At 72.4% G+C, this 10,810-nt stretch carries 9 protein-coding genes; all 9 read right to left on the reverse strand.

The window, feature by feature from the left end; genetic code table 11:
• Window positions 1-155 precede the first annotated feature (155 nt).
• Window positions 156-1,448, reverse strand: a complete 1,293-nt coding sequence (locus G4D87_RS25165) for a hypothetical protein (protein ID WP_163784760.1) — start codon at window positions 1,446-1,448, stop codon at window positions 156-158.
• The gene (locus G4D87_RS25170) at window positions 1,445-1,756 is read right to left on the reverse strand and encodes a 4a-hydroxytetrahydrobiopterin dehydratase (RefSeq protein WP_163784761.1); all 312 of its coding nucleotides are present in this window, start codon (window positions 1,754-1,756) and stop codon (window positions 1,445-1,447) included. The genes G4D87_RS25165 and G4D87_RS25170 overlap by 4 nt, the downstream gene beginning before the upstream one ends.
• Window positions 1,757-1,809: 53 nt before the next feature.
• Entirely contained in the window at window positions 1,810-3,168 is a 1,359-nt protein-coding gene (locus G4D87_RS25175; RefSeq protein ID WP_240358588.1) for a hypothetical protein, read from the reverse strand.
• Complete coding sequence (glpK, locus tag G4D87_RS25180) at window positions 3,168-4,658, reverse strand: glycerol kinase GlpK (RefSeq protein ID WP_163784763.1); 1,491 nt, start codon at window positions 4,656-4,658, stop codon at window positions 3,168-3,170. Before glpK ends, G4D87_RS25175 begins: the two co-directional genes overlap by 1 nt.
• Before the next feature lie 92 nt (window positions 4,659-4,750).
• Window positions 4,751-4,966: a hypothetical protein gene (locus G4D87_RS39010; protein WP_205507713.1), complete on the reverse strand. Its 216-nt coding sequence runs from the start codon at window positions 4,964-4,966 to the stop codon at window positions 4,751-4,753.
• A gap of 169 nt (window positions 4,967-5,135) precedes the next feature.
• The gene (locus tag G4D87_RS25185) at window positions 5,136-6,731 is read right to left on the reverse strand and encodes a ligand-binding sensor domain-containing protein (RefSeq protein WP_163784764.1); all 1,596 of its coding nucleotides are present in this window, start codon (window positions 6,729-6,731) and stop codon (window positions 5,136-5,138) included.
• Between the two features lie 162 nt (window positions 6,732-6,893).
• Window positions 6,894-7,778, reverse strand: a complete 885-nt coding sequence (locus tag G4D87_RS25190; RefSeq protein ID WP_163784765.1) for a hypothetical protein — start codon at window positions 7,776-7,778, stop codon at window positions 6,894-6,896.
• A 180-nt stretch (window positions 7,779-7,958) separates the two neighbouring features.
• Window positions 7,959-9,197 carry a lipocalin-like domain-containing protein gene (locus G4D87_RS25195; protein ID WP_163784766.1) on the reverse strand — a complete coding sequence of 413 codons (1,239 nt, stop codon included), beginning with the start codon at window positions 9,195-9,197 and terminating at the stop codon, window positions 7,959-7,961.
• A 3-nt stretch (window positions 9,198-9,200) separates the two neighbouring features.
• Window positions 9,201-10,810, reverse strand: a 1,610-nt coding sequence (locus G4D87_RS25200; RefSeq protein ID WP_163784767.1) for an ABC transporter permease, incomplete at its 5' end; no start/stop codon positions are given.

The raw sequence follows: 10,810 nt of genomic DNA on the forward strand, positions 1-10,810 counted from the left end.
CCGCCGCGCTCACGACGGTCCGGACCCACCGCCACCCTGGATGCATGAAGTCCCCCGCTCCCGCCCAGGGGAGGGTCGACATGCGTGTCTGTGTCAGCAACACCCACTGGGGCGTCTGCCTGCCTGGTCGCCCAGGGCCGTGCGCCCGGGGGGCCTCAGCGCCAGAAGCCCACGGACAGGCCCACGTTGGTGTAGCGGCGCGCCAGGTCGAAGGAGGCCGTCACGGACCAGTCCTCCCAGTAGCGGAAGACGAACACCTCGAAGCCGCCGGTAACGTGGGGGCGCGCGGGCCGCTTGTCGAAGGGGGAGGGCTCCGCGTACGTGCCGGCCCGCAGCCGAATCATGCCCGGCACCGTGTCATGCTCCACGCCGATGCGCGGCGCGAAGGAGGTGCCCTTGCCCACCGTGGCCTCGTCCGCCGTGGACGCGAAGGTGCGCGCGGGCACCGCGTTGTCCACGCTGGAGATGAGGTCCACCTGGGCGCTGATGAGCCAGCGTCCGGCGGGCGCGTCCAGGGGCTCGGCCTCCGGCACCGGCAGCGCGTCTCCTTCCACGAGCAGTTGCCGCCGCGCCGCGGGAGACAGGCGGTTGTAGCGCTCGGAGCCTTCTCCGAAGCGCCAGCTCGCCCCCACCGACAGCACGGCGGGCGACACCACCGCGCCGAAGAGGGTGCGCCCTGCCAGCTCCGGGACCTGGTCCTGCTCGCGCCGCCAGTCACCGACCACCTCGGGCCGCACCGTCACGCCCATGCGCCAGGGGCGCCCATGGGGCCGGTACAGGATGTCCACCGCCACGCCCGTGTCACCGTAGCGCAGCTCCGTGCCCCCGGAGTCCAGCCGGAAGGAGGCCTGCGCCGCGTAGATGCCCAGCGCGAGGATGAAGTCGTCCTGGCCAAAGGACATGGCCCCGGCCAGCACCGACTGCGTGAGCGACACGCGGATGCGCTCCCCCGGCCCCGCGCACGCGACCGTGGCGCAGTAGGACACCACGCTGTTGCGCATCGCGAAGCCGATGCCGAAGCGCTTGTACTGGAGCAGCAGGCCGCCCAGGAGCTGCCGGCTGTCGTGGGACTCGTCGGGCTGTCCGTCGTTGTCCACGTCCCGCTTGCGCGAGCCGGTGAAGGGCAAATCCAGCCAGGACAGGGTGACGCCCAGGTCCCAGTCCTTCTCCAAGGCCGGACCCCGGTGCGCCAGCGAGGCCAGGTTGCTGGGCAGCCCCGCGGCGCCCTCGGCGATGCCCACGTACGCGCCGCCCATCGCCACCATGCGCGCGGAGCCCAGCAGCGCGCCGGGGTTGAGGTACAGCCGCTCCGGGCGAGGCTCCAGCGGCGGGGGCGTCTCCTGCGCCCATGCCGCCGGTGTGGCGCCCAGCACCAGCGCACACCCGAACGCGCTCCACCCCCCGCCACCGCGTCTCGCCGGACGCGCCACCGACCTGGAAGGACTCACCGCGCGCGCGTGGCCTCCGTGAAGAGCCGGTCCGCCTCGGTGGCCAGCGCGGTGTCGCGGTCGGTGAGGCCCCCGGCGTCGTGGGTGACCAGCGCCAGCGTCACCTTGCGCCAGCGGATGTCGATGTCCGGGTGGTGGTCCGCCTTCTCCGCCGCCTGCGCCACCTGCTCCACGAAGGCGATGCCGGCGAGGAAGGTGGGGGCCTCGAAGGTGCGGCGAATCATCCCGCCCTCGTGCTTCCACTCGGTGTGCCGCGAGAGGAAGGACTGGAGCGCCTCGGGGGCGAGCAGCGTGGGTTTGGATGCCATGGTCGCCTTTCTACCCGCTCCCAGGCTTGAGGGAAGACACCCGCCGTCCATCGTCAAAGGGTGGACGGCCGCGCGTACACTTTCACGCCGTACAGAATGTTCCAGTGCTCCAGGTGGAAGTAGCGCCCGCTGACGAAGGGCGGCTGGCGCTCGGGAGGGGACGGCAGCAGCTCCAGGACGACGGTGCCCGTCTCCGCGCGCCAGCGGGGCACGGCGTAGGCGCCCGAGGCGCTCGTGGCCGCGGAAATCACGGGGACTCCGAAGCCCGTCGTCCGCAGACGCCTGGCGCCCTGCACCTGGAAGGAGGCGGTCATCTCCAGGACGCCTTCCAGGCGCAGGCGGCCGCTCGCCGCCGTGTACCGGAGCAGCTCCAGGCGCTCCGTGCTGGAGGCGGCGCGCGCCCACAGCACGCCGTCTTCGTGGCCCGCGGGCAGGCCAGGGACGCTGTGGCAGGGCTCGTCCGGGACAGCTTCCGGCGCGCCCGCGGCGTCGAGCTGATAGGGGCAGGCCTCGATGGCCATCGTGGCGGGGGGCGGCGCCTCGGCGATGCGCACCACCAGCAGCCGCTCGCCCGCGCGCATCAGCAGCGAGGGCATGTCATCGCTGAACGTGGCCAGCCGCGAGGGGGGCACGGGGGTGGAGCCCATGGCGCGCAGCCCCTCTTCCTCCGAGAAGACGTAGCGGTGCAGTTGTGTGTCGTCCAGCAGCAGCAGCTCGGTCGGGGTGGCGAGCCGCGCATGGGGCGGCGCCTCGGCGGGCGCGCCCGTGGCGGGAAAGGGCGCGGTGGCGGAGGTCGCCAGGGGCCCGCTTCCCGGGTCGACATAGCGGTGCACCCGCGCGGCTTCCGTCACCCACACCACGTCGTCTGCCACGACGGCGGGGGCGAAGTAGTCGCCCAGGGGCTGGGGCTCCTGATCCGGCGTGCGCAGCGCCCGGCTGCCGCACAGCCACGTTCCCGACGCGGTCCGGTCCACGCCGAGGCACTCCACCACGGTGGAGAAGTCCGCCAGGGGCGCCGCGTCGCCGTGGTCCTCCACCACGTAGAGGGAGGACTGGCGGACGCTGCCCACCGGAGCGAAGGAGACGACGAGGTGGTGGCGCCCCGTCTGCTCCGGCGTGAACCGCACGATGGCGGACGCGCCATGCACCCCCAGCTCCGCGGTGGCGGGGACCACGCGGTTCTGTGGGTCCCTCACCTCCACTGTGACGGATTGCGCCCGGTCCTCCCTCGTGGAGGCGCACTCGTTGAAGACGCCGGGGACGGTGAGCTCCAGCGGCTGGCCCACGCCGACCAACGCGCTGTCGAAGAGGGGGGATGGCGGGTGCTGCTCGCAGGGGCGCATGGGGCACCCCACCCCCATGCCCACCGCCAGCAGCGCCGTCAGCAACCGAAGGACCTGGGGCGCCCGCATCACGCGCGCTCCACGGCCCGTTTCCACTTGGCCAGGTGCCGCTCGCGGGCCTCCGGCTTCATCTTTGGCTTGAACGTCTTCTCCGCCTTCCACGCGCGGCGGATGGCGTCCGGGCTGTCCCAGATGCCGGCGCCCAGGCCGCCGAGGAAGGCCGCGCCCAGGCTGGTCGTCTCCAGGTTGCGCGGGCGCACCAGCGGCACGCCCAGCACGTCCGCCTGGAACTGCATGAGGAGGTTGTTGGCCGCCGCGCCGCCGTCCGCCTTGAACACGGGGATGTCCCGCCCGCTGTCGCGGCGCATGGCCTCCGCCAGGTCATGAATCTGCAGCGCGATGCCCTCCAGCACCGCGCGCGCCATGTGGGCCACGGTGGTGGAGCGGTCGAGTCCGGCGAAGAGGCCGCGTGCTTCAGGCCGCCAGTGCGGCGCGCCCAGGCCGGCCAGCGCGGGCACGAAGACGACGTCCCCGGAGTCCTTCACGCTGGCGGCCAGCGCCTCGATGTCCGGCGCGCGCTTGATGACCTTGAGCCCGTCGCGCATCCACTGCACCGCCGCGCCGGCGATGAAGCTGCTGCCCTCCAGCGCGTACGTGGTGGTGCCCGTGCCGCCCAGCCGCCACGCCACGGTGGTGAGCAGGCCCGCCGACGAGCGCACCGGCTCCGAGCCGGTGTTCATCAGCAGGAAGGCGCCGGTGCCATAGGTGCACTTGGATTCGCCGGGCTCGAAGCACGCCTGCCCGAAGAGCGCGGACTGCTGGTCACCCGCCATGCCCGCCACGGGGATGCCGTCCGGCAGGCTGCGCATGCCGCGCGTGGTGCCGTACACCTCCGCGGAGCCGCGAATCTGCGGCAGGCACGCGGCCGGGACGGACAGCAGCGAGCGCATCTCGTCGCTCCACTGGAGCGTCGTCAAATCCATCAGCAGCGTGCGGCTGGCGTTGGACACGTCGGTGACGTGCGCCGCGCCGCCGGTGAGCTTGTAGACAAGCCAGGTGTCGATGGTGCCGAAGCACACGTCGCCCTTCTCCGCCTTCGCGCGCGCGCCCTTCAGGTGGTCGAACATCCACGTCAGCTTGGTGCCGGAGAAGTACGGGTCCACCACCAGCCCCGTCACCTCGCGCACGCGCGGCTCCACGCCCTGCTCCTTGAGCCGGCGGCACTGCTCGGCGGTGCGGCGGTCCTGCCAGACGATGGCGTGGGACAGCGGCTGTCCGCTGCCGCGCATCCACAGGCCCGTCGTCTCGCGCTGGTTGGTGATGCCAATGGCGGCGATGTCCTTGCCGCGAAGGCCCGCGTCCTTCAGTGCCCGGGCGATACACCACTCACTGCTGGCCCAGATTTCATCCAGGTCGTGCTCCACCCAGGACGGCTTGGGGAAGTGCTGGGTGAACTCCTTGTAGGAGCGGCCCACCACCTGCAGCTTCGTGTCGAGAATGGAGACGTGCGTTCCAGTGGTGCCCTGGTCCAGGGCCAGGACGTACTTCGCCTTCGGCATGGGGTGTGCCCTCCCTATGGTGGATGCCAGCGGGGAGGGACCCTACTCCAGTCGAAGGGCCGGGCAGGCGAGCTTCCTGCCCGGCGGCGCGGCTAGTAGCCGGCGGCGCGACGGTTCCCGAGCACCCTCCGGAGGCCGAACGCGGCCAGCCCGCCCAGGGCGATGCGGCCCAGCGAGCCGCCGAGCAGCCCGCCCGAGGCCGCCCGGCCACGGCCGTACCCCCGGCGTCCATACCTGCTCCGGCCGCGGCCCCATCCCCCGAAGCCCGAGCTGCGACGATTCCCCAAGATGTTGCCCAGTAGCGACATGGTGGCTCCTTTTGTCCGTCACTGCGTTGAAAGCCCCCGCTGGTGCGGAAGACGCCCCGCGGGCGAGGAGTGCCCTCAAGTTGACGCTTCTTTCCGCTGAGGGCAGCCCTTGCCGAAGGAAGTGCCTCCCGCGCCCCTGGCAGGCACGGGAGGCAGCCAGGCGGTCTGCCTACTTCCCGCTGTAGATGCCGATGGCGCCGGGGCGGACGATGGTGCCCGCCGCGTCCCGCTGGGCGCTGAAGGCCACCAGCACCTTGCGGGTGTCACCGCTGCCCACCATCTGGATGTCCCAGACGGGCAGGGCGGACAGGCCGCCGAGCTCCCGGTTGTGGCTGCTGAGCTGCCCGTCCGGGTGCAGGCGCGTCAGGCCCCTGCCCCAGCGGTGGCCAACCCAGAGGCTGCCGTCGCGCGAGTCCAGCTCCAGCGAGGAGACGTTGCGGTCGCCGTCGCCCTCCAGCAGGTAGCCCGTCACCAGCCCGGCGTCGTTCAGCTTCGCCAGGCCCCACGCGAAGCTGGACACCCAGACGGTGCCATCCGGCATCAGCACCAGGTCGCTCACCAGGTCGTCCTTGCGCTGCGCGTGGGTGGGGTACTGGGGCTCGGCCACGGCGTCCGGCCACAGGTCGATGCGGTTGGCGCGGTGCTTCTTCTCCTCGCTCTGCTTGCGCGCCGCCTCGAAGTTCCACGGGGCGCCGGTGTCTTCGTGGCCCACGGCGTTGGTCATGATCTTGAACCGCGTGGTCCGGATGTGCGTGCCCAGCCAGACGTCGCCGTCTGGCCGCACCGCCACGCCCCAGACGTCTCCGGCGAGCCGGCTGTCCTCGCTGGTGCCGTCGCCCATGGCGATGGCGGGATGGATGTGCTCCATGACGCCGAACTTGCAGCGCTGGCGCTTCTCGCCCCCCGTGTAGACCCACGCGTTGGCGGCGATGACCTCGGCGTTGGAGCACGCCTCGCCGCCCTGGTAGTCGGGCTCACCCCACGCCAGGCCGTGGTTGGACGCGAACCACAGGCTGTTGCGTGCCTTGTCCCAGACGATGCGGTTCACCGAGCAGAGCTTCTCGCGGTGGCCATAGCCGGGCACCGAGTGCGCGGGCGAGTGGAGGTCGTAGTGCACCACGCGGAGCGTCCCGTCCGACTGGAGCTCCACGCGGTCCGCGTCACCGCTCTTGAAGATGGCGGGGTCCTCGAACACGCCGGGGGCCTTGTAGAACTCGCTCTCGCAGTTGGGCCGGCCCTCGTAGCCAACGAAGACGGTGTCCGCGGGCCCCCCCGTCACCGAGAGGACCTTGAGGTAGCGCGCTTCGGGCGCCGGGTCCTTGCCCTTCCACGGGGCCCAGGGCTTCAGGCCGTCCGCCAGGGTGTAGCAGCGCAGGGCGGTGGCGCCCGGACGCAGGAGGCACAGGCCGTCCTCGCCGCCCGCGACCCAGAGGTTGCCGCCCTCGTCCTGGGTGACACCCAGCACCTCGCGAGGGCCGCCCTCGGCGGTGCCCCAGAAGCGCCAGCTCTCGCTGTCCGGAGGAATGGGTTCGCCGCCGTCGCCCACGGGGCCATTCGTGCCCGCGTCGGGCTCCACGGGCGGCGGGTCCTCGCCTTCGTCCGGAGGCGGGTCTCCCGGCTGCTCGGGGGGTGGGGGCTCGTTCTCGTCGCCAATCCCGTCGTCCGTGGGCGGCGGCGACTGGAGCTGCTCGCCGCCATGACAACTTAGCAGCAACGCCAGCCCGAGCACGCCCGCCCACCACTTGCCCTGTTCAAGTCCGCTCATACCTGGGTCCGCCTCCGGAGTCTGTCTTTGGACGCGTCACTTCGCGTCCTGACTCCAGAGGCAAGCAAGGTGCCAGGGATTGAATGGCGAGCCGTGAAGGGGGAGGGAAAGGCCGGGGAAGCGGCAGGGCCCCGCGCTGCCCTCACGAGGAACCCGGACGCCTCACCCCCGGGGCCGTGCCGTGTGTCCGCTGGCCGCGGAGGACAGGGCGCGAGGCCTGCGCACGGGCGGGAGCGCGTCGGGGTCCACGTGGTGCGCCACGCAGCCGGGCCGGAGCCGCTCGAGCTTCCGGGCCTCCTGGAGTCCCAGGCCCGGGTTGCCGTCGAACCAGACCTCCCGCAGGTTCCTGAAGGCGGCCAGGACTTCGACGCCCTCCGCGCTCACGCGCGTCTGGACCAGCCGGAGCCTCGGGACGGCGCCGATGTCCGTCTGCTCCCGCAGCGTGTGCAGCATCGCCGTGTCGAACGCGCCGCCGAGCAGTTGGAGCTCCTCCGTCGGTGTCAGCGCGCTCAACAGCTCCATGTCCAGGAAGCTCGCGTCCCGGAGCACCAGCTCCCGCAGGTGGCCGTCGTCCCGCGTGTTGAGGCCGTAGACGAGCTCGCCCTTCAAGCCCCGGCGCTGGAGGCGTCCGTCGGGGAACCAGGACGTGTACTCACCGCCGTCCACGCGCATCTTGGGTTGCCCCGACACGTACCAGCGCCGCTCGGCCAGCTCGGTGGCGAAGCCCCCCGCGTATTCCACCTCGGAGGTGCAGTAGCCGTTGCGCGTGAAGGCATGGGCGACGCCCGTGAAGGGCCGGCCCTGGAAGAGGCGAGGGCCGTAGTCCTCGGGCAGCTCCAGCAGCGCGCTGTTCACGCGCAGCCCGCCTTCGGGCAGCGGGAGCCAGTCGGTGGAGGGGCCGGTGAGGACCCCTTCAGAGACGGCCATCAGCGAGTCCAGCGTGCCGTCGTGCCTCAAGGAATACGCCAGGCCCGAGAAGAGCGACTTGCCGTGTCGCAGCCTGCCGTCCACGCCCCGAATCAGAAAGCTCGCTCGCATCCGTTGCATGGTCCGCTCCCGTTCTCACCGGGCACACGCCGGTGAAGGCCCCTGACACCTCCTTCGTGCCACTGGAGCGGAGGCCCGGGCAATCCAGGCAGGCGGCAAAGCGTTTGTCCTGGCCGTTCGGCGATTCCGGCTGTCTGGAGTTGGCGAACGGGATGCCCCCGGGTTGGAGGCGAGGATTGGCTACCGGATGTTCCGCGGGGCTTCCGCATCCGGCGTGCCGCGCGCCTGGGACTCCCTGCGCCGGGCCCCCTGCGTGTCCGCGTAGCCCGTCAACTCCACGTAGCCGCGCCCCGTGACGGGCTGGCCCGCGCGCGTCCCTTCCAGGCCCACCGTGCCCTCCCAGTAGCGCACGGTGACGGGGAGCTCCTGGTCCGCCAGGCGCGGTGTCACGGTGAGGTCCAGGCCCAGCGACTCCACCTGCATGCGCCAGCGTGACGGGTACTCGCCGCCACTGCGCGGGCTCTTCCAGGTGTCCAGCACCGTGAGCTTCATGTCGTCGCGGCCGACGTGCACCGCTTCACCCGCGCCTTCGGGGGGCACCCACAGGCCGGAGCTGAACGCGTCCGGCGAGCCGTCCCGGTGACGGAGCTGGTAGTACATCAGCTCGCTGCCGTCGGAGAGCTGGAGCGAGAACCAATCCCAGCCCACCTGGTCCGCGCCGAGCGCGCTGGTGCTCCACTCGCGGTCCATCCAGCTGTGGCCCGTCACCGGGTACGTGCGCCCGTCCACCCGCACCGTGCCGCGCGAGGGCATGCGCGTCATGGAGTAGTAGTAGGACGCGTTGCCGCGCTCCGCGCTCTTCTGGCTCAGGCCCCGCTCGCCGTGGAGCACCGGCGGCTTGCCCGGCTCCAGCAGCAGCTCCAGCGCCACGGTGTCCGTCTGCGCGCGCAGCCGCAGGGGCCAGGTGGACGGGCCCGCGCTGACTGCCTCCCAGTCCTCCAGCCACACCTTGAGGGGTTGCGCGGTGGCGCCGGACAGGCCCAGCGCCACGCGGCTGAAGCGCTCCGAGGCGTGGAAGCCGCCGCCGTCCACGTCCGTCACCGTGAAGTGCCCCATGTAGACCTGGCTCGTGCCCCAGGCGGAGTCACGCGGGGTGGCCTTGGGGGCCAGCGCGTTGCGGAACAGGGTGAACTGGTAGCCGAAGGCGCGCCCGTCCTCGGTCTCCAGGTTGCCCGTCCAGTACCACCACTCCGTGCGGTACTCCGGATGCGGGCCGTGGTCCTGGGGGAAGTGGAAGTCCCGGGGCTCCACCGCGCGCGCGTAGCCCTCCGTGCTGCCGCTCATGGCGCCGGCCACGGTCAGCGTGCCGCCCTGGCGCAGCGCGGGCAGGGGCTGCTCGCGCGTGAGGGCCACCACCGCCGCCGCCAGTCCCACCAGCACCACCGCCGTTCCCACGAGGAGTCCCCGGCCGTTGCTCATGTGTCACTCCTCCCGCAGCGCCAGCGCGGGGTTGGCGCGCGCCATCTTCCAGGCGGGGTAGAGGCCCGCCAGCGCCGACGCCACCAGCGCCAGCACCACGGCCTGCACCAGCGTCTGGGGTGTCAGGGCCAGCTGCAGCGTCCAGCCGAAGGAGCGCTGGTTGATGACGTGCACCAGCACGTAGGCCAGCCCCACGCCCAGCGGCACGGAGAACAGCCCCGCCAGCAGCCCCAGCAGCCCTGTCTGCAGCGACACCAGTCCCCAGAGTTGCTCCGGCGTCAGGCCGGTGGCGCGCAGCACGGCGAACTCGCGCGCCCGCTCCAGTTGCAGCGCCATCAGCGCGCTCAGCACGCCCACGAAGGCCACGCCGATGGCGAGCAGCCGCAGCACCTGCGTAATCGTGAAGGTGCGGTCGAAGACGTCCAGGGACGCCTGCCGCAGCGAGCGGTTGGCGCGCACCAGCAGCGCCTGGGTGTCTCCGGCGCGCGCGCGCACCGAGGCCACCAGCGCGTCCACGTCCTGGCCGGGCGCCGCGTACAGCGCCACGCCGCTGATGCCCCGGTCGTCGAACCAGCGCTCGTAGGTGGTGCGCGGCAGCAGCAGCGTGCCCACGTCGGAGCCGTAGTCGAAGTACACGCCCACCACGCGGAAGTCGCGGGGCCCCTTGTCGGTGGCCAGTCGCACGGTGTCCCCCAGGCCCACGCCGCGGTGGAAGCCGAAGGGCTCCGAGACGAGAATCGTGTCGGGCGAGGACTCCAGCGCGCGCCACGCCGTCTCCGCGTCGCCCTGCTTGAAAGTGTAGGGCCGCACCGGCGTGCGGGAGAAGTCGACGGCCATCAGGTCCGTGGGCACGCCGTCCACGCGCACGTTCGCCACGCGCAGGGTGCTGCTGCCCGCGACGCCCGGCGTGTCGCGCAGCGTCTCCGCCAGGCCGGGGAGCAGCGTCGCGCCGCCGCGCCGCGCCACGAGCGAGGGCGGCGAGATGAACACGTCCGCCTGGAGCGAGGTGTCCAGCCACGACACCACCGTGCCCCGGAAGCTGGACACCATGAGGCCCACGCCCACCGTGGTGGCCACCGCCACCATCAGCGCCGCCAGCGCCACGGACGTGCGGCTGAGGCTGGTGTGCACGCCGCGCGCGGCCATGCGCCCCAGCAGGCCAAAGGCCAGGCCCAGCGGCCGTGCCGCCAGCGAGGACACCGTCTGCGTGGCCCAGGGCACCAGCAGCGCCGCGCCCAGCAGCACCGAGAAGAGGCCGCCGTAGGCGGGCAGCAGCGCCTGGGTGGGCCACCGCAGCAGCACGGCGCCCGCGGCCAGCACGCCCAGGCCCAGCAGCGCCAGCCGGGGCGCCCGTCCGCGCGACACGTCCTCCAGCGTGGACCTGCGCATCGTCGTCACCGGGGGCGAGCGCGCGGCCTCCCACGCGGGCACCAGCGCCGCCAGCAGCGTCGCGCCCAGCCCCAGCGCCAGCCCCTTGAACAGGGTGAAGGGCTCCAGCGCCAGCCGCCGCACGCTCACCACGAAGTACAAGTCATTGAGCGTCTGGGTGACGAGCTCCACCAGCCCTCGCGCCAGCAACACGCCCAGCAGCAGCCCCGCCACCGTCCCCACCG

This window comes from Myxococcus vastator (assembly GCF_010894475.1).
Lineage (GTDB): Bacteria > Myxococcota > Myxococcia > Myxococcales > Myxococcaceae > Myxococcus > Myxococcus vastator.

What these genes read in the sequence shown, in the direction of transcription:
- G4D87_RS25175 (WP_240358588.1), bottom strand. Translation starts at nt 3,168, where the DNA reads ATGCGGGCGCCCCAGGTCCTTCGGTTGCTGACGGCGCTGCTGGCGGTG.
- G4D87_RS25195 (WP_163784766.1), bottom strand. Translation starts at nt 9,197, where the DNA reads ATGAGCAACGGCCGGGGACTCCTCGTGGGAACGGCGGTGGTGCTGGTG.
- G4D87_RS25185 (WP_163784764.1), bottom strand. Translation starts at nt 6,731, where the DNA reads ATGAGCGGACTTGAACAGGGCAAGTGGTGGGCGGGCGTGCTCGGGCTG.
- G4D87_RS25170 (WP_163784761.1), bottom strand. Translation starts at nt 1,756, where the DNA reads ATGGCATCCAAACCCACGCTGCTCGCCCCCGAGGCGCTCCAGTCCTTC.
- glpK (WP_163784763.1), bottom strand. Translation starts at nt 4,658, where the DNA reads ATGCCGAAGGCGAAGTACGTCCTGGCCCTGGACCAGGGCACCACTGGA.
- G4D87_RS39010 (WP_205507713.1), bottom strand. Translation starts at nt 4,966, where the DNA reads ATGTCGCTACTGGGCAACATCTTGGGGAATCGTCGCAGCTCGGGCTTC.
- G4D87_RS25190 (WP_163784765.1), bottom strand. Translation starts at nt 7,778, where the DNA reads ATGCAACGGATGCGAGCGAGCTTTCTGATTCGGGGCGTGGACGGCAGG.